Origin of the sequence: Deinococcus sp. QL22, from assembly GCF_023370075.1 — a bacterium.
Taxonomy (GTDB): Bacteria; Deinococcota; Deinococci; order Deinococcales; family Deinococcaceae; genus Deinococcus.
Map to the genome: position 1 here is coordinate 1057757 of NZ_CP097149.1, position 24411 is coordinate 1082167.

General features: G+C 61.9%; 26 protein-coding genes and 1 pseudogene. 10 read left to right on the forward strand and 17 right to left on the reverse strand.

Going from position 1 to position 24411, the window contains the following annotated elements; genetic code table 11:
* Positions 1-127: 127 nt before the first annotated feature.
* From M1R55_RS05075 to M1R55_RS05115, 9 genes are all read right to left on the reverse strand, one after another.
* Entirely contained in the window at positions 128-1204 is a 1077-nt protein-coding gene (locus M1R55_RS05075; protein ID WP_249393625.1) for a GNAT family N-acetyltransferase, read from the reverse strand.
* Positions 1204-2604: an argininosuccinate lyase gene (argH, locus tag M1R55_RS05080; RefSeq protein WP_249393626.1), complete on the reverse strand. Its 1401-nt coding sequence runs from the start codon at positions 2602-2604 to the stop codon at positions 1204-1206. Before argH ends, M1R55_RS05075 begins: the two co-directional genes overlap by 1 nt.
* Positions 2601-3092: a GNAT family N-acetyltransferase gene (locus M1R55_RS05085; RefSeq protein ID WP_249393627.1), complete on the reverse strand. Its 492-nt coding sequence runs from the start codon at positions 3090-3092 to the stop codon at positions 2601-2603. Before M1R55_RS05085 ends, argH begins: the two co-directional genes overlap by 4 nt.
* On the reverse strand, positions 3089-3559 hold the full coding sequence (locus M1R55_RS05090; protein WP_249393628.1) for a GNAT family N-acetyltransferase: 471 nt from the start codon (positions 3557-3559) through the stop codon (positions 3089-3091). The genes M1R55_RS05085 and M1R55_RS05090 overlap by 4 nt, the downstream gene beginning before the upstream one ends.
* Complete coding sequence (locus tag M1R55_RS05095; RefSeq protein ID WP_249393629.1) at positions 3556-3993, reverse strand: DinB family protein; 438 nt, start codon at positions 3991-3993, stop codon at positions 3556-3558. Before M1R55_RS05095 ends, M1R55_RS05090 begins: the two co-directional genes overlap by 4 nt.
* A gap of 3 nt (positions 3994-3996) precedes the next feature.
* Entirely contained in the window at positions 3997-5241 is a 1245-nt protein-coding gene (locus tag M1R55_RS05100; protein WP_249393630.1) for an argininosuccinate synthase, read from the reverse strand.
* A gap of 273 nt (positions 5242-5514) precedes the next feature.
* Positions 5515-5964, reverse strand: a complete 450-nt coding sequence (locus tag M1R55_RS05105; protein WP_249393631.1) for a hypothetical protein — start codon at positions 5962-5964, stop codon at positions 5515-5517.
* A 176-nt stretch (positions 5965-6140) separates the two neighbouring features.
* On the reverse strand, positions 6141-6611 hold the full coding sequence (locus M1R55_RS05110) for a hypothetical protein (protein WP_249393632.1): 471 nt from the start codon (positions 6609-6611) through the stop codon (positions 6141-6143).
* A gap of 90 nt (positions 6612-6701) precedes the next feature.
* On the reverse strand, positions 6702-7832 hold the full coding sequence (locus M1R55_RS05115) for a pyridoxal phosphate-dependent aminotransferase (RefSeq protein WP_249393633.1): 1131 nt from the start codon (positions 7830-7832) through the stop codon (positions 6702-6704).
* Positions 7833-7926: 94 nt separating this feature from the next.
* On the opposite strand from M1R55_RS05115, the gene M1R55_RS05120 reads away from it, so the two are divergent.
* On the forward strand, positions 7927-8541 hold the full coding sequence (locus M1R55_RS05120) for a LysE/ArgO family amino acid transporter (RefSeq protein ID WP_249393634.1): 615 nt from the start codon (positions 7927-7929) through the stop codon (positions 8539-8541).
* A gap of 128 nt (positions 8542-8669) precedes the next feature.
* Here M1R55_RS05120 and M1R55_RS05125 read toward each other — a convergent pair whose 3' ends face one another.
* The 4 genes from M1R55_RS05125 to M1R55_RS05140 form a co-directional block, all read right to left on the reverse strand.
* On the reverse strand, positions 8670-8810 hold the full coding sequence (locus M1R55_RS05125; protein WP_249393635.1) for a hypothetical protein: 141 nt from the start codon (positions 8808-8810) through the stop codon (positions 8670-8672).
* Between the two features lie 44 nt (positions 8811-8854).
* Positions 8855-9037, reverse strand: a complete 183-nt coding sequence (locus tag M1R55_RS31980) for a diguanylate cyclase domain-containing protein (protein ID WP_305880272.1) — start codon at positions 9035-9037, stop codon at positions 8855-8857.
* A 14-nt stretch (positions 9038-9051) separates the two neighbouring features.
* Positions 9052-9189: a hypothetical protein gene (locus M1R55_RS05135; RefSeq protein WP_249393636.1), complete on the reverse strand. Its 138-nt coding sequence runs from the start codon at positions 9187-9189 to the stop codon at positions 9052-9054.
* A gap of 104 nt (positions 9190-9293) precedes the next feature.
* Positions 9294-9596 (reverse strand): hypothetical protein, encoded by a 303-nt coding sequence (locus M1R55_RS05140; protein ID WP_249393637.1) that lies wholly within the window; start codon positions 9594-9596, stop codon positions 9294-9296.
* Positions 9597-9909: 313 nt separating this feature from the next.
* Here M1R55_RS05140 and carB point away from each other — a divergent pair, with 313 nt between their 5' ends.
* The 3 genes and pseudogenes from carB (at position 9910) to M1R55_RS05155 (ending at position 14804) form a co-directional block, all read left to right on the forward strand.
* Positions 9910-12996 (forward strand): carbamoyl-phosphate synthase large subunit, encoded by a 3087-nt coding sequence (gene carB, locus M1R55_RS05145; RefSeq protein ID WP_249393638.1) that lies wholly within the window; start codon positions 9910-9912, stop codon positions 12994-12996.
* Between the two features lie 451 nt (positions 12997-13447).
* A pseudogene (locus M1R55_RS05150) lies at positions 13448-14299 on the forward strand (DNA cytosine methyltransferase); the annotation flags it as partial.
* A gap of 103 nt (positions 14300-14402) precedes the next feature.
* Positions 14403-14804, forward strand: a complete 402-nt coding sequence (locus M1R55_RS05155; protein WP_249393639.1) for an excalibur calcium-binding domain-containing protein — start codon at positions 14403-14405, stop codon at positions 14802-14804.
* A gap of 55 nt (positions 14805-14859) precedes the next feature.
* Here the strand turns inward: M1R55_RS05155 and msrB are convergent, their stop codons facing one another.
* On the reverse strand, positions 14860-15306 hold the full coding sequence (msrB, locus tag M1R55_RS05160) for a peptide-methionine (R)-S-oxide reductase MsrB (protein ID WP_249393640.1): 447 nt from the start codon (positions 15304-15306) through the stop codon (positions 14860-14862).
* Positions 15307-15388: 82 nt separating this feature from the next.
* On the opposite strand from msrB, the gene M1R55_RS05165 reads away from it, so the two are divergent.
* The gene (locus M1R55_RS05165) at positions 15389-16162 is read left to right on the forward strand and encodes a DsbA family oxidoreductase (protein ID WP_249393641.1); all 774 of its coding nucleotides are present in this window, start codon (positions 15389-15391) and stop codon (positions 16160-16162) included.
* Between the two features lie 182 nt (positions 16163-16344).
* Here the strand turns inward: M1R55_RS05165 and M1R55_RS05170 are convergent, their stop codons facing one another.
* From M1R55_RS05170 to ftsH, 3 genes are all read right to left on the reverse strand, one after another.
* Positions 16345-16938, reverse strand: a complete 594-nt coding sequence (locus M1R55_RS05170) for an IS630 family transposase (RefSeq protein WP_371827180.1) — start codon at positions 16936-16938, stop codon at positions 16345-16347.
* A complete protein-coding gene (locus tag M1R55_RS05175; RefSeq protein WP_249393642.1) occupies positions 16836-17309 on the reverse strand; it encodes a helix-turn-helix domain-containing protein in 474 nt (157 codons plus the stop codon). The genes M1R55_RS05170 and M1R55_RS05175 overlap by 103 nt, the downstream gene beginning before the upstream one ends.
* A gap of 94 nt (positions 17310-17403) precedes the next feature.
* Positions 17404-19272, reverse strand: coding sequence for an ATP-dependent zinc metalloprotease FtsH (gene ftsH / locus M1R55_RS05180; RefSeq protein ID WP_249393643.1), 1869 nt, complete (start codon positions 19270-19272; stop codon positions 17404-17406).
* Positions 19273-19533: 261 nt separating this feature from the next.
* Between ftsH and dnaK the strand changes: the two genes are divergently transcribed.
* From dnaK to M1R55_RS05205, 5 genes are all read left to right on the forward strand, one after another.
* On the forward strand, positions 19534-21423 hold the full coding sequence (dnaK, locus tag M1R55_RS05185) for a molecular chaperone DnaK (RefSeq protein ID WP_249393644.1): 1890 nt from the start codon (positions 19534-19536) through the stop codon (positions 21421-21423).
* Positions 21424-21671: 248 nt separating this feature from the next.
* Positions 21672-22331 (forward strand): nucleotide exchange factor GrpE, encoded by a 660-nt coding sequence (locus tag M1R55_RS05190; protein ID WP_249393645.1) that lies wholly within the window; start codon positions 21672-21674, stop codon positions 22329-22331.
* Positions 22332-22339: 8 nt separating this feature from the next.
* Positions 22340-22588 carry a VF530 family DNA-binding protein gene (locus tag M1R55_RS05195; RefSeq protein WP_064013758.1) on the forward strand — a complete coding sequence of 83 codons (249 nt, stop codon included), beginning with the start codon at positions 22340-22342 and terminating at the stop codon, positions 22586-22588.
* Between the two features lie 159 nt (positions 22589-22747).
* Positions 22748-23677, forward strand: a complete 930-nt coding sequence (locus M1R55_RS05200; protein ID WP_249393646.1) for a DnaJ C-terminal domain-containing protein — start codon at positions 22748-22750, stop codon at positions 23675-23677.
* Between the two features lie 52 nt (positions 23678-23729).
* Positions 23730-24365 (forward strand): LysE family translocator, encoded by a 636-nt coding sequence (locus M1R55_RS05205; protein WP_249393647.1) that lies wholly within the window; start codon positions 23730-23732, stop codon positions 24363-24365.
* The last annotated feature ends 46 nt before the right edge of the window (positions 24366-24411 follow it).

The window sequence follows — 24411 nt, forward strand, 5'->3', positions numbered from 1 at the left end:
AACGGTGCGTCGGGGGAGCCGAACAGGGCAGCCGGGGCGCTTGGGTTTTGCGTGGCGACAGCATAGCGCACCGCGCCCGTTTGGGAACGCTCCCATGTGCGTACAGGACTCTCATTTGCCACCTGTTTCACTGCCCCGCGTTCTCCTGCTGTACCAGTTCTAACTTCCACGCCTGCTCCTCGTGTATCCAGCCCCGGCACAGGCCGCTTTTGACCTGTGGCGCGTCGGGCAGGGCCGCCGACAGCTCATCGCCGCCTGTCGGCACGAAGCCGAAGCGCCGCCAGTAATCGCCCGCCTCCTGACTGAACAGATACACGGTATGGTCGCCGCGCAAACTGGCCTGCGTGAGTGCGCTGCGGACTAGGGCGCGGCCCAATCCCTGAGAACGCGATTCGGGCAGCACGGCAGTGGAGCGGATCAGGCACACGCCCTGCCCATGCTCCAGGCCGATGCAGCCACCGGGAACGCCGTTCAGGTCGGCAATCCAGTAGGTGCTGCCTTCCGGTGTGAGGCTGGATGTGTGCAGGCCGCAGCGGGTCAGCAAGTCCAGAATCACGGAAAAATCGGCGGGCAGGGCTTCGCGCAACTTCACGTGCTGCTGGGTCAGGAGAAGTACGGCGGGGGTGGGAGTCAGTTCAGTGGCAGTCATGGGCACTCCTTCAGGTTCAGAGATGGGCACGGGGGCGGCGGGGGCAGATGCTTCGGCTAAACCTCGTCGTCGCTCCTGCTCCTGTGCTTGGCTCGCCACCTGCCGGAAAAACCAGCGCAGGCCCACGCCCGCCGCCGCGTCGGTATTCCAGCGGGGAATGACGTGCAGGTGTACGTGCGGGATGTGTTGCCCACCCGCCGGGTTCACGTTCCAGCCGACTGTGTAGCCGTCGGGCTGTACGGTGGCATCCAGATGCGCTTTCACTTTGGCAAGAAGTTCGTGTGTAGCAGCGGCTTCTTTTGGCGTGAGATCGAATACGGTGGCACACGGGCGCTTGGTCACGATCAGGCCGGAATACAGCAAGCCCTCGGCGTATTGGGGTTGGAGTTGGCTGTACACGCAGAGTTCGTTTTGGAGGGTGAATCCATCACCAGACAGGCGGCCATCTGCGGTAGGCAAGAGCGGATTCTTCGCCGGGTTCGCCAAATGTTGCGCCCATTCCTGCTGGCGTTTGGTCAGCAACGTGCCGTCCAACCTCACCGTCACATCCATCATCAGCCCTCTAACTTCTTCTTGGCATCGGCTATCGCTTCCCGCACCCGCTGGGGGGCAGTGCCGCCGTAGCTGGCGCGGTTTTTCACGCTTTCTTCTACGGTCAGATTCTGGGCAACTTCGGCATTCAGCAGCGGGTGGGCGGCCTTCAATTCAGCGTCAGTCAGTTCCCAGAGTTGGCGATTTGAGCGGGAAGCAGTGCCTACCAACCCGCCCACCACCTCATGTGCCTCGCGGAAGGGGACGCCCTGCCGGGCCAGATAGTCGGCCACATCGGTTGCCGTACTGTAGCCCCGTGCTGCAGCCGCCTTAGTTTTTTCAGCGTGCCAGACGGTCTTGGGCATCATATCGGCATACAGGCGCAGCACGATGCTGAGGGTGTCGTAGCTGTCAAAGACGCCCTCCTTGTCTTCCTGCAAATCCTTGTTGTAGGCCAGCGGCGTGCCTTTCACCACCGTCAGCAGGCCCATCAGGTTGCCGAACACGCGCCCCGCCTTGCCGCGTGCCAACTCGGACACATCCGGGTTTTTCTTCTGGGGCATGATGCTGCTGCCCGTGGTGTGGGAATCGGGCAGTGTAATAAAGCCGAATTCAAAGGTGGAATAGAGGATCAACTCTTCCGACAGGCGCGACAGATGGGCGCTGAGAATGGCGCAGGCGCTGAGGAATTCCAGCGCGAAATCTCGGCTGCCCACGCCGTCCAGAGAGTTGGCGGTGGGACGGGCAAACCCGAGGGCGGCGGCGGTAGCGTGGCGGTCAATCGGCCAGGGCGTGCCTGCCAGCGCCGAACTGCCCAGCGGGGATTCGTCCATGCGCTCGGCAGCGTCGCGCAGTCGCCCTTCATCGCGCTCCAGCATCGCCACATACGCCATAAACCAGTGCGCCAGCAAGATCGGTTGAGCCACCTGCAAATGCGTGTAGCCGGGCAAAATTACCCCAGCTTCCAGATGCTTGTCGGCCTCGGCAAGCATCACGGCCCGCAGCGCCCGCGTTTTTTCGGCCAAGTCCAGCGCCGCCTCTTTGGTAAACAGCCGGAAATCCACCGCCACCTGATCGTTGCGGCTGCGGGCGGTGTGCAGCTTGCCTGCCACCGGGCCAATCCGGTCACGCAGCGCGGCTTCCACGTTCATATGCACGTCTTCGCGGTCAAGTCGCCATTCAAAATTCCCGGTGCGAATGTCGGCCAGCACAGTATTCAGGCCGTTCGTAATCTGCGCGACTTCCGTGTCGTCCAGAATGCCCACGCTGCCCAGCATCGCCACATGCGCCAGCGATCCGCGAATATCCTGCTCGGCCAGGCGCTGATCGAAGCCGACAGAGGCGTTGAACAGCTCCACGAGGTCATCGGTGGCTTCGGCAAAACGGCCACCCCAGAGCTTTTTTGATTGGGTTGAATTGGTCATAAAAGAACCTCTGTTGTTATAGGCATCACTGCTTTCACCAACACCACGGGCGCAGGACTCTGCGGGCTGGCATGTGCGTACACCGCCGCCGAATCCTGCCTGTATCCCAGCCGTTCGTAAAAAGGGATAACATCTAAATTGAATTGCGAGACGGCCAGCAGCACACGCCCGTAACCTTGCTGGACGGCCAACTCTTCCACCGCCTGCACCAGCGCCGCGCCGATGCCATGACCGCGTGCTTGGGGCAACGTGGCGAGTTTATTCAGTGTCAGGGTGTGCGAACCATCGGGGCGGAAGCCGACGCAGCCCACCGCTTCCGCGCCTGCCCAAGCCAATAACCCGCCTGCGCCAACGCCGAACAGGGAGTGCTCCAGATCGGCAACGGTGGTACGGCTCCAACTCGAACGGGCATCCATGCCCGCCGCCATCATCACGGTATGAAACGTCGGCACTTCGGCGCGGGTGACCTGGCGCAGGGTGTATGTCATGCCTCAGCCTCCAACACGATCCGCATTTCGTTGGTGGCCGTAAAGCCCAGCTTCTCGTAGAGAGGCCGCCCAAACTCGCTGGCATGCAGGCTCATGATGCGGATGCCGCGCCGCCGCGTTTCCTCCAGGGCCATCCGGGTCAACCGTTGCGCCAGGCCCAGGCCCCGGTGCTGAGGGTGCGTGTACACGTTCAGCAGATAACTGCGGAGCGGTTGCGGATCAATGAAGTGCGGCGGCCAGTCGAGAATCATCAGGCCCGCGCCTGCCACAGCCACACCGTCATGTTCTACGATCCAGCCCAGATAGGTGCCTGCCGAAAGCCGCGCCTCCACCCAAGGCGCAAACTGCGCGGTGTCTTCGCTGTATTCCACGTTCATATCAGCAAACATGGCTGCCCGCTGGGCCGCGATCAGGGCGGCGTCGGCAGGGACAGCCGGGCGCAATACGTATCCAACAGGCAAGGTCATCCGCCCGTGCGCTCCCAGATTTGATTCAGGTGATGCACCTGATGGGCCACGAAATCCTCAGTCAAGAAGCCCAGCGTGACGGCCTCTCCCCCACCCACACGCAGGGTATGGGCCAGCGAAGGCGGCGGCAGATGCGCGATGACGTGCGCCAACTGGAGGTGATAGGCCGCCCACAGGGACACCAGATCGGCCCAGGCCCGCGCCCCGTAAGCGCCCGCCGTCACCCAGTCGTTCTGGGCGTAACCGGGCAACTCCAGGCCGTCCTGCACGCTGGCCCGCACAAAACGGGCGTGGTTGTTCACGCCGCTGTCGATCAGGTGGCCCAGCACTTCTTTGGCGCTCCACACGTCGGGCATAGCTTTGGCGCTGGCCTGCGCGTCGGTCAGGGCTTGCAGGCGGGGCAGGGTGTGGGCCACCAGATCAGTCAGGATCATGGGTCAGTCCTTTTTGGCGGCCTTCGCCTTGACCCGCGCCTGCACGCGCATTCGCAGGGCGTTCAGCTTGATGAAGGCTCCGGCGTCGTGCTGGTTGTAGTCGCCGCCCGCCTCAAAGCTCACCAGGTCTTTGTCGTACAGGCTCTTGGGGGCTTTACGGCCCACCACGATGCAGTTGCCCTTATACAGCTTGATGCGCGCAGTTCCGGTGACGCTCTGGGCCACGTGATCCATGTAGACCTGTAGCGCCTCGCGCTCGGGCGCAAACCAGAAGCCGTTGTAGACCAGTTCGGCGTATTTGGGGGCCAATGCGTCGCGCTGGTGCAGCACCTCGCGGTCAAGGGTCAGGCTTTCAACGGCGCGGCGGGCGTGATAGAGCAGCGTGCCACCGGGCGTTTCGTACACGCCGCGCGATTTCATGCCCACAAAGCGGTTTTCGACCAGATCAAGGCGGCCAATCCCGTGCCTGCCGCCGATTTCGTTGGCTTTGGTCAGCAGGGCGGCGGGGCTGAGTTGCTCGCCGTTGATGGCGACGGGATCGCCGTTCAGGAACTCCACTTCCACGTATTCCGCCTCGTCGGGCGCGGCTTCGGGGGCCACCGTCAGCTTGAACATATGGGCAGGCGGCTCAGTCCACGGGTCTTCCAGAATGCCGCCCTCGTAGGAGATATGCAGCATGTTGGCGTCGGTACTCCAGGGGTCTTTTTTGGTGGTGGGCACCGGAATGCCGTGCTCGTGGGCAAAGGCTTCCAGGTCGGCGCGGCCCTGAAATTCCCAGTCTCGCCAGGGAGCCACCGTCACGATGTCGGGCTGGAGCGCGTAGGCCGTCATTTCAAAGCGCACCTGATCGTTGCCCTTCCCCGTCGCGCCGTGCGACACTGCCACCGCGCCTTCCTTCTGGGCAATTTCCACCATTTTCTTGGCAATCAGAGGGCGGGCAATAGACGTGCCCAAGAGGTAATAGCCTTCATACAAGGCGCTGCTCCGGAACATGGCGAACACGTAATCGCGCACGAATTCTTCGCGCAAATCCAGCGCGTAGGCAGCCACCGCGCCTGTATTCAGCGCCTTCACGCGGGCTTCTTCTACCTCGTCGCCCTGCCCCAGATCAGCGGTAAAGCACACCACGTCGTAGTTGCGCTCGGTTTGCAGCCACTTCAGGATGATGGAGGTATCCAGCCCACCGGAGTAGGCGAGAACGATCTTTTGCTTGGGCGCAGTTTGTGTGGGGGCAGGGTCTTGGGTCATGGCTTATTGTCTCCGGTTTGGGGCAGGGCGGGGGCGAAGTTGATTGAGCGGGCAACACGACAACCCCGGCGCAGCGCGTCCGGCCAATCCTAGATTCAGGAAGGCCGGGGCTTTAGCGTCGGGGGGAAAGGAAGGTCATAGCGTATGGTTATGCGCGTTTAACGCATAGGTATGCAGAGGGTAGCAGGCGCAGGGGGAGGGGTCAAGCCACAGGACGGGGTGAAAATTAAAAAGACCGCACGGGGCGGCCTCTTTGGGGAAGGAAGGACTGACTTAGCGGAGCTTATAGTTTGCGCCCAGGCGGATGCCGAAACCCAGGCCGATACTCGCCCCGCCGCCGCCCAAGATCACGCGGGGGCCAGCCGAAGCCTCTGCAAAGGCGCTCCACCGATCGGTAAAAGCGTAGTTTGCACCGCCCAGGACGTTGGGATACAGAGAAACAGCAGCGGCAGAAGCGCTGCCGTTGGTGGCGAGAGCTGCGCCCAGGCCCAGGCCGCCGCCGTAGTAGGGCTGGAATGCGCCCGTCGTCAGGGGGGCGGTGTGACGCAAGTAAGACAGGTCGCCGGACAAGGCAATAGCACCGCTGGAACCGAACAGGCCGATCAGAGGCAGGCCCACGCCCACACGGTAAGAATCGGTGGCGTTGATGTCGCGCTCGTATTGGCCGCCCACGAAAAAGAACCCGATTTTTTCGGCGGCGCTGGCGTGAGAGGCCGCAGACAAGGCAGCGAGGATAGACAAGCTCAAGAGTGTTTTGTTCACTGGGGCACTCTAACGGCCTTCATAAAAAAAGGTGAGAAGACATTGAGCATCGGGTTGATGACCTGTCTAGATCCTTGGCTCAAAAGCAGCAAAAAAACCGCCCCACGAAGCAGGGCGGCCAGATCAGAATCTAAGACTCAGGGCAACTGGTAGTTCAGGCCAACGCGTGCGCCGAAGCCGAAGCCGATGCCCGTGCCGCCGCTCGAGATCGTGACGCGGGGGCCAGCCGAGCCCTCCACGAAGATCGAGATGGGGTCAGCGACCTGGAATTTCAGGCCGAGGATGCCGTTGGGGTAGACCGACACCCCGGTAGGGCTGCCCAAGGAGACATACGCGCCGAGGCCGAGGCCGTAGTAAGGGCTGAGGCCGCCCAAGTCCTGACCAGTGATGTCGTTCAGGTAAGCCACGTCGCCGCCGATAGCGAGTGCGCCACCCTGAAACAGGTTCACGGCGTCGAGGTTCAGGCCGTACCGAACCGCCGAGGTCGCGTCGAGGTCGTTCTGGAGGTGAACCGTCAGGCCTGTGCCGATGGAGCCACCAACATACGTGGCTGCCGAGGCAGAGGAGGCGGCAGCGAGGAGAGCAAGTCCGATCAGAGCCTTCTTCATAAACGCAAGTGTAACGACGCTCGCCATGTTGTGAAAGCCGGGAACCTTTAAGAAGCCTGTACATTCTGGTGGCCAGGTGGGGTGGGACAGTTAGGCAGGGGTCTGCACGGCGTACTTGCCCAGGCTGTCCAGCGCCCGCTCTATTTCGGCCTGAGACTTGCAGAAGGCGAGGCGCAACAGACCCTCTGGCGCGGCGTGCTGGGCATAAAAGGCCGCGCCGGGAATAACGGCCACGCCTGCTTCTTTCACCAATGTTTCGGCTGTCCAGTGGGAATGCCGGGCCGTAAGAAAGTACGTACCACTGGGCAAAAATACGGTAGCCCCTAATTCCCGCAGCCCGGAGGCCAGCAGGTTCATGCGCTGGCCGTACCCTGCCCGCAGCCCTGCATAAAACCCCGACTCGCGGGCCACCGGAAGCGCCGCCGCCACCGCCACCTGAAACGGCGTGGGCGCACAAAACGACCCATTTTGGCGAATGGCCGACAGCAGAGACGCAAGCCCCGGCGGGCAGGCGATCCAGCCCACGCGCCAGCCTGTCGCTTCCAGGCGTTTGCCCGCGCTGCCTACCGTAAAGGTGCGTTCGGGGGCCAAGTCACGGAAAGACGTGGGCTTGTCTCCGAAATACAGTTCGTCGTAGACCTCATCGCTGATGATCCAGAGGTCGTGGGCGCGGGCGAGGGCCACCAGTTCGGCGCATTCGGCAGGGCTGAAGACCGTGCCAGTGGGATTGAACGGACTGTTCAGCAGCAGCGCCCGCGTATTGGGCGTCACGGCGGCTTTGAGGGCGTCCAGATCCAGCGTCCAGCCGGACACATCGTCCAGGCGCATGGGAACCGTGACGGGCGTGGCTCCTGACAACCGCGCCTGAGGCAGATACACGTCGAACACCGGCTCCAGCATCAGCACCTCATTGCCGGGGCCATACAGCGACAGGGCCAGCACATTCAGCGCCTCGGTTGCGCCCGAAGTCACCACCACGTCTGCACCATCTATGCCCAAATCGGCCCCAATCGCACCCCGCAAAATGGGCAAACCTGCCGGGGGCGCGTACTGATCCCAGCGGCCCAGTGCGCCCCGCGCCGCGTCCAGCAGGAAGGGCGGGGGCGCGTCGGAGGGGAAGCCCTGCCCCAGGTTCACCGCGCCGTAGTGCAGGGCGAGGCGGCTCATCTGAGAGAAGATACTCTCCGAAGAATTGCGGGCGCGGGGCAAGAGTTCGGGCATACGTGCAGTCTGGGCGCAAGTGGGGCGCGGGGAGCCGGGTAGTTCAGACAAGGGGGAGAAAACCGAGTTGTAGCGGTCAGCTATCTTGGATGACGTGCCTCCCTTCCTGCGCGGTCTGACCCTCGGTCTCTCCCTGATTGTGGCGATTGGGCCGCAAAACGCCTTTGTGCTCAGGCAAGGCCTGACGCGGCAACATGGGCTTTTGGCCGCCTTCGTGTGTGCGCTGGCCGATTCGCTGTTGATCACGTTGGGGGTGCTGGGCGTCGGTGCATTCTTGGCCCGCAGTCCGGCCCTGACGTTGGTAGGCACGCTGGCGGGCGCGGCCTTTTTGCTGTGGTACGGCTGGCGCTCCTTTCTGTCGGCGCGGAAGCCAGTCGCCCTCGAAACGGCAGGACAGGCGCAGCAGTCGCCCCGCGCCGTGTTGGCCACTGCTCTTGCCTTCAGCTTCCTCAATCCTCACGTGTTCCTCGACACCCTCGTGCTGATCGGCGGAGCCAGCGCGGGCCTCAGCGACAGCGGGCGCATGGGCTTTTTGGGCGGCACCCTGTTGGCGTCGTGGCTGTGGTTTTTCGGGTTGGCACTGGCCGGGCGGCAACTCGCCCCCGTCATGAACAACCCGCGTGCATGGCAGGTCTTGGACGTGCTGATAGGCGTGATGATGTGGGCCATAGCGGCGGGGCTGGTATGGGGGGCCGTGCAGGGGAAGTAAGTGTGATGCGCCAGCACTCCAAGTTACTCTGACTCGTTCTAGCCGATTCGTTCTAGCCAGTTCGTTTTATCCGCTCTCTTCAGCGGCCACGGCAACGCGGTTACAGGCCCCGAATTTGGCCTGATACATCAATTGATCTGCCCGTTTAGGGTCTGCGCGGCGGGTTCTTCTGGCAACCGCACCGCAGCCCCAATACTGACCGTAATGGGCAGGCCATTGGGATAGAGCCGCTGAAGACCCGCCCGCAGTTGCTCGGCCCACACCGCCACGCCTTCATCGGGGGAGTGCCGCAGAACCAGAAGTTCTTCGCCCCTCAGCGCCCGACCTGAATACTCTGGTGGTTGGACGCAGGGGCGCTCGTCAGGCTCGCCAGATACTCTCCGAGCCCCTGTAATACCGCGTCACCCTGCTCGTGCCCGTAGGTATCGTTGATGGATTTGAAATGGTCGATATCCAGCAGGGCCATCAGCGCAACTCCCTGTTCGAGCTGCAACATCAGACCCCGGCGGCTCAGAGTACCTGTGAGCGGATCCGTTTCGGCCAATTGTGCACCGACTGGGTCGCCTGTTCGGCCAGCATCACTACCCGTTGATACTCTCCCACCAACATCAGCGGGATCAGGGTCGTCAGGGTGGCCAGTTCGGTCACGAGGAGGGCGGAATGAATCTCACTTCACGGAAAGCGGGAGAGCAGCAGCCAAGTCAGCAGGATATGCAGAGAAAAGGGATGGCGAGCAGGGAAGGGAGCGCCCGCTACAGCACCATCAGGCTGAGCATTACGGCCCCCAGCAAAAACACTGGGCCGGGCGTGATCAAGAACTCACAGCTGGGCAACACAGCAAGGATGAGGTACAGAGAGTCCCACAAGATCGTGTACGCAAAGACCCCTGTGACCATCAGCGGTTCAATCAGCCGAACCCAGTTAGGCCAGTGCAAACAGAGCAGGGCGATCAGCGCCACCAGGAAGCCGAAGGCATTGATAAACAGCTGAATCTCGGAGATGCGCGGATCTATCTGCGGCAAAAAGGCCGTGATCACCAGCATCAGCAACGACATCAGCAGACACGCAGTGAATGCGCCGCTTAGCACTGTGAAGTTGCGGGGTATCTTTTCACTGTCGCCGAAGGGACGACTATTCTGCGAGCCAGACGAGTACGCTCCCGGTTCTTCTCACTCACCCACCTTTCTGTGCCTCAGCCGTGTAGGGCCTGAGTCGTAGGGAGCCGTGCCAACGCTTGTGCTCAATTTCCGATTTCAGCCTTCATTATATGACCGAGCTAACAGTGCGGAGGAATACTTGCCCGCTGCATAACCTTGCATGCTGCTCCCATCCGCTCTGCCCTCAACCATGCCATACTCTTTCTCTGGAATGCCTAAGCGAACTGACCTCCAGACGATTCTTATTCTCGGTAGCGGCCCTATTCAGATCGGGCAGGCCGCCGAGTTCGACTATTCGGGAACGCAGGCGCTGAAGGCCCTGAAAAAAGAGGGTTACCGCGTGGTGCTGGTGAACTCGAACCCGGCCACCATCATGACCGACCCGGATCTGGCCGACGCGACCTACCTAGAACCGCTGACGCCCGAATTCGTGGAGCGCGTGATTGCCAAAGAAAAACCGGACGCCCTGCTGCCCACGCTGGGCGGCCAGACCGCCCTGAATCTGGCGATGGAACTGCATGAGCGCGGCACGCTGGAAAAATACGGCGTGGAACTGATCGGCGCGGGCGTAGAAGCCATCAAGAAGGGCGAAGACCGCGAACTGTTTCAGGCCGCCATGAAGAAAATCGGGATAGAAACGGCACGCGGCCAGATGGTTCACAGCATGGAAGAGGCTGTGGAGTACCAGAAACAGATCGGCCTGCCCATCGTGATTCGGCCCAGTTTTACGCTGGGCGGCACAGGCGGCGGCATCGCGCACACCTACGAAGAATTCTTGGCGATCACGGAAGGCGGCCTGCGCGACAGCCCCGTGACTTCCGTGCTGCTGGAAGAAAGCATTCTGGGCTGGAAGGAATACGAGCTGGAAGTGATGCGCGACACCGCCGACACGGTGATCATCATCACGAGCATCGAAAACTTTGACCCGATGGGCGTCCATACCGGTGACTCCATCACGGTGGCCCCCGCGCAGACCCTCAGCGACGTGGAATACCAGCGCCTGCGCGATCAGTCGCTCGCCATTATTCGGGAAATTGGCGTGGCGACGGGCGGCAGCAACATTCAGTTTGCCGTAGACCCGACCAATGGCCGCGTGATCGTGATCGAGATGAACCCCCGCGTGAGCCGCAGTAGTGCGCTGGCGAGCAAGGCCACCGGATTCCCGATTGCCAAGATTGCCGCGCTGCTGGCGGTGGGCTACCATCTCGACGAACTGACCAACGACATCACCCGCGTCACGCCCGCGTCGTTCGAACCCAGCATCGATTACGTGGTGACCAAGATTCCGCGCTTTGCCTTCGAGAAATTCCCCGGCACCTCGGACGCGCTGGGCACGCAGATGCGGAGCGTGGGCGAGGTGATGGCGATTGGGCGCACTTTTAAGGAGAGCCTGCAAAAAGCCATGCGCTCGGTAGAATCCGATGTGCGTGGCGCGTTCGCGGCCATGAGCATTGAGGAATTGCGCGGCCTGCTCTACGGCAATCCTCGCCGCTTGGAAGCGGTAATCGAACTCTTTAGACGCGGCGAAACCCTAGAGCAACTGTTCGACGCCACCAAGATTGACCCCTGGTTCTTGGCTCAGTTGGCCGAAATCGTGGCCGCCGAACGTGAAATTGCGGCGCTGGGGCCGATGGCCGAGTGGAAATACGAGCTGTGGCGCGAGATCAAACGCCTCGGCTTCAGCGATGCGCGTCTGGGTGAACTGGTGGGTCTGAGCGAGCTGGACGTGCGCCATATTCGTAAGGAAGCCAAAGCGACGCCCGTGTACAAGACGGTGGACACCTGCGCCGCCGAATTCGAGGCCCACACGCCGTATCACTACTCCACCTACGAATGGGAAGACGAGGTGACGCACACCGACAAGCCCAAAGTGGTGATTCTGGGCAGCGGGCCGAACCGGATCGGTCAGGGTGTGGAGTTCGATTACGCCACCGTTCATGCAGTCTGGGCCTTGCAGGACGCGGGCTACGAGACCATCATGATCAATTCCAACCCGGAAACGGTCAGTACCGACTACGACACGGCAGACCGCCTGTATTTCGAGCCGCTGACCTTTGAAGACGTGATGAACATCGTGGAGCACGAGAAACCGGTGGGCGTGATCGTGCAACTGGGCGGGCAGACGCCGCTGAAGCTGGCCGCACGTTTGGCAGCGGCGGGTGCGCCGATTATCGGCACGTCGCCCGAAACGATTCATGAGGCCGAAGACCGCGCCTCCTTCAATGCGCTGTGCGAGCGACTGGGCATCCGGCAACCGCTGGGCAAAGTGGCCGCCACTCCCGCCGAGGCCCGCGCACTGGCCGCCGAACTGGGTTTCCCGCTGATGGCCCGCCCCAGTTACGTGCTGGGGGGCCGCGCCATGCGCACGGTTCGCAGCATGGAAGAACTGGTCACCTATCTGGACGAGGTGTATGCGGCGGTGGAAGGCCAGCCGAGCATCCTGCTGGATCAATTTCTGGAAGGGGCGCTGGAACTGGACGTAGATACGCTGTGTGACGGCCAGATTGCGGTGGTGGCCGGGATCATGGAACACGTGGAAGCTGCCGGAATCCACAGCGGCGACAGCGCCTGCGTGCTGCCCCCGGTGAGCCTGAGCGCTGAACTGTTGGCGGAAGTGAAGGCGACGACGGAACGACTGGCCCTCGCGCTGGGCGTGCGCGGCCTGATGAACGTGCAGTACGCCATTAAAGACGGCTTGCCGTACATCCTGGAAGCCAACCCCCGCGCCAGCCGGACTGTTCCGTTCGTGTCCAAGGCGATCGATCACGCGCTGGCCAAAAGTGCCGCCCGGATCGCTGTGGGCCACACGCTGGAGCAGATCGGCTTTACCGAAACGCCGACGCCTGACATGTACAGCGTCAAGGAAGTTCACCTGCCGTTCCTGAAATTTGCAGGCGTGCAGCCCATTCTGGGGCCAGAAATGAAGAGCACGGGCGAGAGTATGGGCATAGACGCCGATCCGTATCTGGCGTTTTACCGGGCGCAATTGGGGGCCAAGAACTACCTGCCGCTGTCGGGCACGGCGCTGCTCCTGGGGAGCGGGCTGGATGAGGTGGCTGCCACGCTGGGGGGTGCGGGCCTGAGCATCATCAGGGAACGCGACGGCGAGAAGTTGCCTGACCTGCTCATTGACGTGACCGAATCCAAATTGCTGCGACTGGCGCTAGAACGCGGTGTGCCGATTGTGTCCACGCGGGAAGGCGCGGAGTGGACAGCGAAGGCGATTGCAGCGGCCCGAACAGTCGTGGCACAGGGGGCAGAGTTGGGAGTTAAGAGCCTGCAGGAGTGGGTCGGGTGACTCCGCAACTTGCATGACACCGAAGATCGGCAGTATTGGTTCAAGCTGGGTCTGGAGAAAGAGCACGCCTTCGTGACCCACTTGGCCCCACGACTGGGCCTCGATCTCCAGATCAATCCAGCCAAATTGGACAACCCCAAAGCCATCGATTTTGTCTATGGGGCCACAAGGAATCAGCCGCTGCCCGCCGACCTGAAGACCCAGAACACGCCTTTTTTTACAGCGGGGCGCAAGGGCAAGAATCCGGGCCGCACAGTCACATTCAATCTCAAAGACCTGCTGCACTACGAGCGGCTTTACCCAGAGGCTGTGATCTTTTTTCATGTGCACTGGACGACGCTGAGCCAGAGCTTTGGCGGGCAAACCTACACCGTGCTACCCCTGAACGGGGTGTGGCGGGCCACCGTGTCAGCCTTTCAGCACTGCTGGACGCCGGGAAGCCCTCAACGACCCACGCGGCAGCCTGTTCAGAGACTTTTTGCGCCTCGTGGACGGCTTGCAACCCCGTTTTTTCGTGATGGAGAATGTGCGCGGGCTGCTGTCGGCTACCCTCAAGCACCGCCCGATTTCCGAACGCGGCCCGGCCCAGGCCTCCCCAATCCTGACGCCCGAAGAGCAGCGCGGCTCGGCTTTTGAAGTCATTCTTAGTGAGTTTCGGCGCATCGGCTACAGCTTCGAATATGGCCTGCTGAACGCGGCAGATTACGGCACGCCCCAGACCCGTCAGCGCGTGGTGATTTTGGGCAGCCGCGACGGAGAGGCGCTGAGTTTGCCTGCGCCCACCCACAGCAAAGTCGGCCTGCATCTTCCGAAGTGGCTGACCCTGCGTGACGCCCTGCACGACCTGCACGACCCGGAACCCCGCTTTCAGCCGTACAGCGAGGCCCGCCTTAAGTTTCTGCGCCTCGTGCCTGAAGGCGGCAATTGGCGCAGCCTGCCCCCCGAACTGCAGATGGAAGCGATGGGCGGCGCGTACTCTTCCGGCGGTGGCAAGGTCGGCTTTTACCGCCGTCTAAGTTGGGATAAACCCGCGCTCACCGTGACGACGAGTCCGGCACAGAAGGCCACCGACATGTGCCACCCCATGCAAGACCGCCCCCTCAGCGTGCGCGAATCGGCCCGGCTCCAAGGCTTTCCCGATCACTGGGAATTTTGCGGCAGCCTCAGCGACCAATACCGCCAAATCGGAAACGCCGTGCCGACCCAGCTTGGACAGGCGATTGGCACGGCGCTGATGGTTGCTGCACGTGGGGAAACTGCATCAGCGCAGGCTGGCGCACCACGGGTTGAAATTCCGGCGTAGCTCACTGATTGACGTCCTGCCCAACCCCCTCTTCCCCTTCTCTTCAGATTCCCCCAATGCGTCCCATCAGCCCCACTTCATCTGGGTGTGACATCTTTCTCTCATGAGAACTTACGTCCGAATGGTGGCATTGGCGGCAGCTTTGATGGGAATGTCCGAGGCGGCGACAGCGCTGACCACGGCCACTGCAAACTTGCGGCGCACGCCCACCACCACAGGCGCGGTACTGGGAACCGTGCCCAAAAACACGCTGGTGCTGGTGGCCTGCTCTGGGTCTACCCAGTGGTGCCGCACGACCTATAAAGGCACGGCAGGGTATGTGGCCCGGTCACTGCTGAAACCCGTGACTGGCAGCGCCCGCCTGACCGGAAACGGAACCGTGTATTACCGCACCTGTACCCAAATGCGCGCGGCAGGCGTGGCCCCGGTCAAATTGGGCGAGCCTGCCTACCGCACGGCGTTAGACCGCAACCAGAACAGCATCGCCTGCGAACGCGGCGAGTAACACCAAGCTGAGAAGAGGCCGCCCCGATGATGTGGGCGGCCTTCTCGATGGTGCTTTATTTGCTGAACAGACCCGCAAATTCTCCGTAGCCTTGCGCTTCCAACTCCTCTGCAGGCACAAAGCGCAGGGCCGCCGAATTGATGCAGTAGCGCAGGCCGCCCGCCTCCTGTGGGCCGTCGGGGAAGACGTGGCCGAGGTGAGAATCTGCGGCAGTCGAGCGGACTTCGGTGCGGGCATAACCGATCTTGTAGTCGGTGTTTTCGGTCAGGGCCTTGCCGGGAATGGGGCGCGTAAAGGAAGGCCAACCGCACCCCGCGTCGTACTTGTCGAGGCTGCTGAACAGGGCTTCGCCCGATACCACATCCACGTAAATGCCCGCGCCGTCGTGATCCCAGTATTCGCCCGTGTAGGCCCGCTCGGTGCCCTCGTGCTGGGTCACGCGGTACTGCTCTGGCGTGAGGTTCTGGCGCAGTTCTGCATCTGTCGGCTTCTGATAGGTCATGAAATCAGTGTACGGGGCGGGCCAAATCCGCTTCGTAAGCCTGCTCTCTGCCGGGGCTGTGCGGACGTGCCAGACTGAATGTATGACTGCCCTTCCTGCTGGCCCCCAACCCCTGCGCATGGATATCTGGTCGGATATCGCCTGCCCCTGGTGCTACGTGGGCAAGCGGCGATTCGAGGCGGCGCTGGAAGGTTTTGCTGGCCGGGACGCCGTAGAAGTGGTCTGGCACGCCTTCGAGCTTGATCCCTCTGCCCCAGTGGAAGAAACCCGGCTGATGCGCGACATTCTGGGCAGCAAGTACGGACAGGGCGCGGCGGGAGCGCAGGCCATGCTGGACAACATGACCCAGACCGCAGCGGCAGAGGGGCTGGAATACCACTTTGAACGGTTGGTGCCCACCAATACCTTTGATGCCCACCGGGTGATTCATCTGGCCGGCCATGAAGGTAAGCAGGACGCCATGAAAGAACGCCTGATGGCCGCGTATTTTACTGAGGGCAAACATGTGGGCAGCCGCGATACGCTGGCGCAACTGGCCACCGAAGTGGGGCTGGACGGGGCAGCGGTGCGGGCCGCCCTGGACACCGACGTGGCCGCCGCCGAGGTTCGGCAGGATCAGGCACAGGCGCAGGCTTACGGCATCAGTGGCGTGCCGTTCTTTGTGCTGGGCGGCAAATACGGCGTCAGTGGCGCACAACCCGCCGAAGTGCTCCGCAGCGCACTGGAGCAACTGTGGGCCGAACTGAACCCCGCTCCCCTGACCATGCTCAGTCCGGTGGCTGGGGCTGTGGTGGCGGAAGGCTGCGAAGACGGCTCCTGCGCGGTGCCAGAGCGGGAAGTGGCACAGAAAGCCTAAGCAGTCAAAAGCACCTAGTACAGCGTTCAATTAATACGAATGGTTTCATAGTGGCATCCAAGGGTTCGTCGGGCGGCCTGAGTCGAGAACTGCCAGTTGAGCGTGATGGCCGCGCGTGAACGCGCGGCCACCCACGCCTCGACTTCGGAACGAAGTCGTTCCAGCGAAGGAATCCGCCGATGTCAACACTGCCGCTGAAGAGCGCTGAATTCCAACTCCGCCATGTTTAACCAAGAGGCGTGTTTCGGCGTGTAGATCCACTCGAATCGGCCCATCAACCGGTGGGCCTGTTCTGGGGACATCCACTTGTAGAAGCTGCCCCCATGATGGGTATTGAGGTTGTCCTGCACCAGGGTGATCTGTACCGCTGCTGGGTAGGCCCGTTCCAGCTCCTCCATGAATGCCGTGTATTCCTCGGCCGTTCGTCGGGCACACACCTTGACGAACCGTCGACCCGTCCGAGGCTCCACCGCGAGCAGCACCGCGCCGCTCCCGAATCGTTCGTATTCATAATCTTGCTTTGCAACTCGTCCCGGTTCCATTGGAACCGGGGCCATCACGTCGCCGATCAGGAAACAGGGCTGCTCATCGAAGCACAACACCGGGAAGCACTCATCGTAGGGCCGGACATACACGTCGAGGACACGCTCCATCTCACACAGGAATTTTGCCGTCAGCTGCGCGATGCACCACTGCCTTTTGCGGTGCGGCTGGACCGCGTTTTTTTCAGGATGTAGAACACCGTGGACGGCGCAATGCCGTCCACCACGTTCAATTCCACGGCTTTTTCAGCCAGCAGGCGAATACTCCACTGGGCATGGCCTGTCGGGGCCTCACGGCACGCCAGTGCCGTGATGGCCGCCCGATCCTGGCCCGTAAATTTCGCGGGTCGGCCGGTATGCGGGGCATCATAGAGCGCCGCGTCCAACCCTCCGAGCACGAAGTGTTTTCGGATCGACTGCACCATCTGCACACTGATCCCCAGGGCTTCCTTGATCGCCAGATCACCCAGTTGCCGATGGGCCATCAGCAAGATCTGAGCGCGGGTCATGACCCGCGCCTTGTGGGTCCCTTTCGTTGTGATGGCTTTGAGAGTCTGTTCCTGCTCAGGGCTCAAATCCACTTTGTACAGCAGAGGGCGAGGCATAACTAACTCTACTAAATTGCAAAACGCTGTACTAGAAAAAGCACCTGTCATTCCCACTGGACGACAGGTGCTTTTTCTTGTGTCAGATGAACAATTACGCCGGGCCGGGTGTTAATTCTCCACTGGGCGCGGGGCCGTCGCCACCGCTGATGGGCGGCGCTTCCAATTCCGGCAGTAGGCCGCCTGCCAGCACGGTTCGCACGTCGTCTCCGCTGAGGCTTTCGCGGATCATCAGTTCGTCGGTCAGGCGGTGCAGCACGTGGGCATGCTCGGTCAGCAGGGCGTGGGCGCGGTCATACTGCGAATTCAGAATCAGGGCCGTTTCGGTGTCGATGGTCTGGGCCGTGTGATCGCTGTAGTTGCTGGGCTGGGGGCCAAAGCCGAGGTAGTTGCTGCTGTCCTGCGCGAGCGCCAGTTGCCCCGCGCCCGACATACCCCATTCCGTGACCATGCGGCGGGCAATGGAGGTCGCTTTCTGGAAATCGTTGGCCGCTCCGGTGGTCACTTGCCCGGTGGCCACGTCTTCGGCGGCGTGTCCTGCCAGCGCCACACAAATCAGGTCAAGCAGGGCAGCGCGGGTGTGATGCATCCGGTCTTCGGGCGTGTACAGGGCCGAACCCAGAGAACGGCCACGCGGCACGACGGTCAGCTTGTGGGCCTTGTCTGCGTGGGGCAACAGTTGAGCGGCGAGGGCATGTCCAACTTCGTGGTAGGCGGTCACCTTGCGGTCTGCTTCGCGCACAACGAGACTGCGGCGTTCCGGCCCCATCAGCACCCGGTCACGCGCCTCGTCCACATCCCGCCCCGTAATCCGCGTGCGCCCTTCCCGTGCGGCGAGCAATGCCGCTTCATTGAGCAGGTTTTCGAGATCAGCCCCCACCATCCCCGCCGTTCTTCTGGCGACCAATGCTAGATCAACGCTGGCATCCAACGGCTTCTTGCGGGCATGAATCCGCAGCACCATTTCCCGCCCCCGCACATCCGGCGCGTCCACCACCACTTGACGGTCAAAACGTCCGGGCCGAAGTAAGGCGGCGTCCAAAACATCCGGCCTATTGGTGGCCGCGAGAATAATGACTTCCTGTCCACTGCCGAAACCATCCATTTCGACGAGCAGTTGATTGAGCGTCTGTTCGCGTTCGTCATTCCCGCCTTGCAAACTCACGCCACGTTTGCGTCCAACAGCATCAATCTCGTCGATGAACACGATGCAGGGCGCACTCTTCCTCGCCTGCTCGAACAGGTCACGGACACGGGCCGCACCGACGCCGACGAACATTTCCACAAAGTCTGAGCCGGAGATGGAGTAGTAGGGGACTTTGGCTTCGCCTGCGACAGCCTTAGCGAGTAGGGTCTTGCCACTTCCGGGAGGGCCAACCAACAGCACGCCGTGTGGGATGCGTGCGCCGAGTTGGTGGTAGCGCTCGGGGTGGCGCAGGAATTCGACGACTTCTTGTAAATCTTGCTTGGCCTCGTCACACCCGGCCACGTCGGCAAAGGTTTGCTTGATCTGGCCCTCCGCGATCACCGCCGCTTTGGACTTCCCAAATTGGCTGGCTGCATCGGTGCCGCCGCCTTGCCGCCCACGCAGCAGCAGCACGATCAGGCCGCCAATGAGAGCCAAAGTCAGCAGCGCACTGATGACCGTGAGGGCGCTGATGCGGGACGCCTGCGCGTAGGTCACGTTGACGCCTGCCGACTGCAACGCCGTCAGGGCAATCAGCGGATCAGCGGCTACGGTGCGGGTGCGGTACTCACGCCCGTCGTCCAGCACGCCACTGATGGCCGCCGTATTGTTCTGGAACGACACCACCGCCGTCTGCACCGTACTGTTGTTCAGGGCATCGGTAAATTCGGTGAGCGGCAGTTCGGTGCCCCGGCCACGCGGCGTAACAACACTGATGAGCAGCAGCAAAGCCACTACGCTGGCCGCCAGTCCCCACATCCAGTTGGGACGTTTCATGGGTGCGGCCTCTGAGAGCTTGGGCTGCACATCTGCTGGCTGACCACAGGCGACATGCATCAGTCTATGCCGACAGCGCAGAGTGAATATGGAAGAAAAGGGGGAAAGTTCGGGCCGAGGCTCTGCCTTCATACCGTCTTGAAGTTGAGCGCACCACACTCAACTCTATTGACTGTTCTCAACTGTGGCCCTATGATGATCCAAGTTTAGAACTGCTGTTCTTGCAGCGGCAGAATCTTATCCATTCAAGGAGTCAAATACATGCCAAAAGCAGTCGGAATCGATTTGGGAACCACCAACAGCGTTATTTCCGTGATGGAAGGCGGACGCCCCGAAGTGATCGTGAACGCCGAGGGCGCACGCACGACCCCCAGCGTCGTGGCGTTCAAGGGCGACGAGCGTCTGGTGGGTCAGATTGCCCGCCGTCAGGCCGCGCTGAACCCGCAGGCGACTATTTTTGAAATCAAGCGTTTTATTGGCCGCCGCTGGGATGAAGTGTCTCAGGAAGCGGGCCGCAGCCCCTTTAAGGTGAAAGAAGGAGCGGGCGGCAGCGTGCGGGTGGACGTGAACGGCAAGGAATACGCCCCCGAACAGGTCAGCGCGGAAGTGCTGCGGAAGCTGGTGGCCGACGCCAGTGCCAAACTGGGCGAGAAAATCGTGGACGTGGTCATCACCGTGCCCGCCTACTTCGACAACAGCCAGCGTGAAGCCACCAAGCAGGCGGGCGAAATTGCAGGCCTGAACGTGCTGCGCGTCATCAACGAGCCCACCGCCGCAGCTCTGGCCTACGGACTGGAGCGCAAGGGCAACGAAACCGTGCTGGTCTTCGACCTCGGCGGCGGCACCTTCGACGTGACGATTCTGGAACTGGGCGACGGCGTGTTCGAAGTGAAATCGACTTCGGGCGACACCCACCTCGGCGGCGCGGACTTCGATCAGCGCATCGTGGACTGGCTCGCCACCGAGTTTCAGAAGGAAAACAGCTTCGACCTCCGCAAAGACCCGCAGGCGTTGCAGCGCCTGATCGAAGCCTCAGAGAAGGCCAAGATCGAACTGTCCAGCGGCTCTGAAACCACCGTGTCCCTGCCCTTCATCACCTTCGATCCCGAAACGCGCACGCCTCAGCACCTGGAGCGCACGCTGACCCGCGCCAAGTTTGAGGAATTGACTGCTGATTTGCTGCGCCGCGTGCGTCATCCGGTCGAGCAGGCGTTGGCGGATGCCAAAATGACCGCCAGCGACATCGACGAAGTGATCTTGGTGGGCGGCTCGACCCGTATTCCTGCCGTCAAGCGGATCGTGAAGGACATCACGGGCAAGGAACCCAACGAGTCCGTGAACCCCGACGAAGCTGTGGCGCTGGGCGCTGCCGTGCAGGCGGGCATCATCATGGGCGACAGTAGCCTCGGCGACATCGTGCTGGTGGACGTGACCCCGCTGACGCTGGGCGTGGAAGTGAAGGGCGGCATGATCGCCCCGATGATCACGCGCAACACCACCGTGCCCGCTAAGAAGACCGAGATCTACACGACGGCGGCCAACAATCAGCCCGGCGTAGAAATCAACGTGCTGCAAGGCGAGCGCCCGATGGCGAGCGACAACAAGAGCCTGGGCCGCTTCAACCTCGAAGGTATTCCCCCGATGGCCGCCGGACGCCCGCAGATCGAAGTGACCTTCGACATCGACGCCAACGGCATTCTGCACGTGACGGCCAAAGAGAAGACCAGCGGCAAGGAAGCCAGCATCCGCATCGACAACACCACGACTCTCGACAAGAACGATGTAGAGAAGATGGTAAAGGAAGCCGAGCAGAACGCCGCCGCCGACAAGGTTCGCAAAGAGAAGGTGGAGAAGCGCAACAACCTCGACTCCCTGCGCGTGCAGGCCCTCAGCCAGATTGAGGAGAGCGCTGGAGCAGAGCAGAGCGCCAAAGACGCACTGAAGGTTGCTGCCGACGAGGCCGAAGAAGCCATCCGCACCGATGACGACACCAAGATTGCCGACGCCCAGAAGAACCTGGAAGAAGCACTCCGCACATTCATGACGGCGGCTCAGCAGGCCGCGCCCGCAGCAGACGGCGGCGGCGTGGACTTGGGCAAAGACAAGAAAGACGACGACGTGATCGACGCCGATTTCAAACCGGCTGACTGAAATTCTCGGAGTCAAGCCTGAGCTTGACCGAGCGGAGCGAGTACCGAACAGAGTGCGCCGCAGTGAGAATGGAGAGTTTTCGGTGATTTTCCGAAAAATCGCAATGTCAACTGCGGCGCACTCAAGCGTCCCACTCCAGAAAGCAAGACCTGAAACGGGGAGAGGACGGCCTACACGCCACCCTCTCCCCTATTGGATGCCGCCACACCCTAAACTGACCCCCAATGTTCCGCAGACGAGGTAAACCCATGACCCAGAACGACGACACCAGAGATAACAAGCAGGCCGAAGCGGCCCAGAAAGACGCCAAGACGATTGATATGGACGGGCTGGATATTCCAGAAACCGACACTGACAACATGGAAGAAGATCTGGAACTCGGTGCCGACATGATGGATGAGGACGGCGGCTTCCCCGGGATGGACGAAAATATGTTCGGGCAGGTGCAGGAAATGATGGCGAAACTACAACAGGCCGACGAGTTGGAGAAGGAAAATGCCGACCTGAAGGGCCGCCTCGCCCGCCTTGCCGCCGACTTCGAGAGCCAGCGCCGCCGCCTACAGGGCGAAGTGGACGCCGCGCAGGGACAGGGCATTGCCAAGGCCGCCGAAAGCCTGATGCCTGTGTACGACGACCTTGACCGCGCCGTAAGCATGGGCGTGGCCGACCCCACCAAACTGATTCCGGGGATGCAGGCCGTGCAGGCCACCATGCTGCGCGTGTTCGGCGGGCTGGGTCTGGAAGTGACCGGGCGCGAGGGCGAAACCTTCGATCCCCAGTGGCACGAGGCGCTGCAAGTGGTTCCCGGCGACGACGACGACGTGATCGTGCAGGTCTATCAGTTGGGCTTCCGCATGGGTGACCGCTTGGTGCGGCCCGCCCGCGTGGTGGTCAGCAAGCAGGGCTGAGGCCACCTATGACTGCCCCTGATTCCATGCCTTCCGACCCCATGCACGGCGTTACGCTGGCGCAGATTCTAGAGCGGCTGGTGGACGCTTATGGCTGGGAAGGTATGGCAGACCGCGTGCCCGTGCGCTGCTTCGAACTGAACCCCAGCATGCAGAGCAGCCTGAAATTCCTGCGCCGCACACCCTGGGCGCGGGCCAAAGTAGAGGCCCTGTATCTGGAACTGGTGCTGGGCGGGGCTGGGTTTACGGGGCGGTAGGCTCCGGGATTCCCACAACAACACGTCTAAGGGTCGAGGGTCTAAGAACCCCCCGCGCCGGAACGCTAGAGGGTTCGAACAGCACGAGCACCCTCGACCCTTTAGCCCTTAGGCACAGCACCCTTAGACGCTCTCAGACTTTAAAAGGAGACGCCCCACATGGCCTACAAAGACTATTACGACGTGCTGGGCGTGTCCCGCAGTGCGTCCGACGCTGACATCAAAACTGCTTACCGCAAGATGGCCAAGCAGTTTCACCCCGACAAGAATGCGGGGGACGCGGCTTCTGGCGAGAAGTTTAAGGAAATTGGCGAGGCGTATGCCGTACTGAGCGACCCCGAAAAACGCAAGGTGTATGACCAGTTCGGGCACACCGGACAGGTTCCCCCCGGCTACGGGAGCGGCGGTGGCTTTCAGGGCGGAGATTTCGGGGGTTTCGATGCCAGCCAGTTCAGCGACTTTTTTCAGGGCTTGTTTGGCGGCACGGGTGGGCGGCGACCCGGTGCGGGCGGGGCAGGCTTTCCCGGCGGCGCTCAGGTGAATCTGGAAGACCTGTTGGGCGGCGTGGGCGGCACTCAGGGCAGAAGATTCGTGCAAAACGTGGAAGGCGAGTTGCAGGTCACGCTGGCCGAGGCGTTCTCTGGCTCCGACGAAGTGATCAACGTGGACGGCAAACGCCTGAGCCTGCGCGTTCCCCCCGGCACCCGCGACGGCGCTCGGCTGCGGCTGGCAGGGCAAGGGCCGGGCGGCGGCGATATTCTGCTGACCATCCGGGTGCTGGAAGATGGCCGCTTTGATCTGGACGGCGACGACCTGACCACCAACGCCGAAGTGCCTGCACCTGTGGCCGCGCTAGGCGGAGACATTACCGTGCAAACGCTGAACGGCAAAGGCAAACTGAGCGTGCCCCCCGGCAGCAGCGGCGGCCAACGCATGCGTCTGCGCGGGCAGGGCTGGCCCAAAAAAGATGGCGGGCGCGGCGACCTGTACGTGCGCCTGAACATCACGCTGCCCAAAACGCTGACCGATGAGGAAAAAGAGTTGTACCGGAAGTTGCGGGAGTTGCGCAAAGAAGGGTCAGGGGCTTGACCCCACAGCAAGAGGCTTGACTCTTGGCCCCGCACCTGCATAACTGAACGCCATGCCTGAACTGTCCACGCTGGCTCTGTTTGCCGTCGCCGCCCTCGCGCTGCTGATTATTCCTGGCCCCGCCGTGCTGTACATCGTGGCGCGTTCGGCGCATCAGGGGCGGCGGGCAGGGTTGCTGTCGGTACTGGGAGTCCAGACGGGCGGGCTGGTGCATGTGCTGGCGGCCACTGTCGGTCTATCGGCCATCGTGTTGTCGTCGGCGGTGCTGTTCAGCGCCCTCAAATATCTAGGGGCCGCGTACCTGATCTACATCGGCATTCGCACACTGCTTGCGAGGGATGAAGTTGCCGACAGCAGCTTGCCCCTGCCCAAAGTTCAATCTATGTCGCAGCTGTTTTGGCAAGGCGCATTGATCAACGCGCTGAATCCCAAGACGGCGATGTTTTTTCTGGCTTTCCTGCCGCAGTTCGTTCACCCGGAGCGCGGCCCGGTGGCCCTGCAAACCCTGACCTTTGGCCTGCTGTTCATCTGTTTGGCTGTGTGCAGTGACGGTCTGTATGCCCTGTTGGGCGGCAGCCTCGGCACTCGCCTACGGGGGAATCCGTTGGCGGCACGGCGGCAGAAATACGTGACCGGCGGCATTTACGTTGCGCTGGGTATGGGAACGGCAACAGCAGGACACAAGTAAAGGCACGACAAAAAGGGCCACTTCTCTACAGCGGAGAAGTGGCCCT

Bases quoted from the DNA above. Each gene is read 5' to 3' on its own strand.
- M1R55_RS05165 (WP_249393641.1), top strand. From the start codon at position 15,389: ATGACTGCCCTTCCTGCTGGCCCCCAACCCCTGCGCATGGATATCTGG.
- M1R55_RS31980 (WP_305880272.1), bottom strand. From the start codon at position 9,037: ATGTTGCAGCTCGAACAGGGAGTTGCGCTGATGGCCCTGCTGGATATC.
- M1R55_RS05115 (WP_249393633.1), bottom strand. From the start codon at position 7,832: ATGCCCGAACTCTTGCCCCGCGCCCGCAATTCTTCGGAGAGTATCTTC.
- M1R55_RS05095 (WP_249393629.1), bottom strand. From the start codon at position 3,993: ATGATCCTGACTGATCTGGTGGCCCACACCCTGCCCCGCCTGCAAGCC.
- M1R55_RS05155 (WP_249393639.1), top strand. From the start codon at position 14,403: ATGAGAACTTACGTCCGAATGGTGGCATTGGCGGCAGCTTTGATGGGA.
- M1R55_RS05195 (WP_064013758.1), top strand. From the start codon at position 22,340: ATGACTGCCCCTGATTCCATGCCTTCCGACCCCATGCACGGCGTTACG.
- dnaK (WP_249393644.1), top strand. From the start codon at position 19,534: ATGCCAAAAGCAGTCGGAATCGATTTGGGAACCACCAACAGCGTTATT.
- M1R55_RS05190 (WP_249393645.1), top strand. From the start codon at position 21,672: ATGACCCAGAACGACGACACCAGAGATAACAAGCAGGCCGAAGCGGCC.
- M1R55_RS05205 (WP_249393647.1), top strand. From the start codon at position 23,730: ATGCCTGAACTGTCCACGCTGGCTCTGTTTGCCGTCGCCGCCCTCGCG.
- argH (WP_249393626.1), bottom strand. From the start codon at position 2,604: ATGACCAATTCAACCCAATCAAAAAAGCTCTGGGGTGGCCGTTTTGCC.
- M1R55_RS05110 (WP_249393632.1), bottom strand. From the start codon at position 6,611: ATGAAGAAGGCTCTGATCGGACTTGCTCTCCTCGCTGCCGCCTCCTCT.
- M1R55_RS05100 (WP_249393630.1), bottom strand. From the start codon at position 5,241: ATGACCCAAGACCCTGCCCCCACACAAACTGCGCCCAAGCAAAAGATC.
- M1R55_RS05085 (WP_249393627.1), bottom strand. From the start codon at position 3,092: ATGACATACACCCTGCGCCAGGTCACCCGCGCCGAAGTGCCGACGTTT.
- carB (WP_249393638.1), top strand. From the start codon at position 9,910: ATGCCTAAGCGAACTGACCTCCAGACGATTCTTATTCTCGGTAGCGGC.
- M1R55_RS05175 (WP_249393642.1), bottom strand. From the start codon at position 17,309: ATGCCTCGCCCTCTGCTGTACAAAGTGGATTTGAGCCCTGAGCAGGAA.
- M1R55_RS05090 (WP_249393628.1), bottom strand. From the start codon at position 3,559: ATGACCTTGCCTGTTGGATACGTATTGCGCCCGGCTGTCCCTGCCGAC.
- M1R55_RS05200 (WP_249393646.1), top strand. From the start codon at position 22,748: ATGGCCTACAAAGACTATTACGACGTGCTGGGCGTGTCCCGCAGTGCG.
- M1R55_RS05140 (WP_249393637.1), bottom strand. From the start codon at position 9,596: ATGTCGTTGCTGATGCTGGTGATCACGGCCTTTTTGCCGCAGATAGAT.
- msrB (WP_249393640.1), bottom strand. From the start codon at position 15,306: ATGACCTATCAGAAGCCGACAGATGCAGAACTGCGCCAGAACCTCACG.
- M1R55_RS05075 (WP_249393625.1), bottom strand. From the start codon at position 1,204: ATGATGGATGTGACGGTGAGGTTGGACGGCACGTTGCTGACCAAACGC.
- ftsH (WP_249393643.1), bottom strand. From the start codon at position 19,272: ATGAAACGTCCCAACTGGATGTGGGGACTGGCGGCCAGCGTAGTGGCT.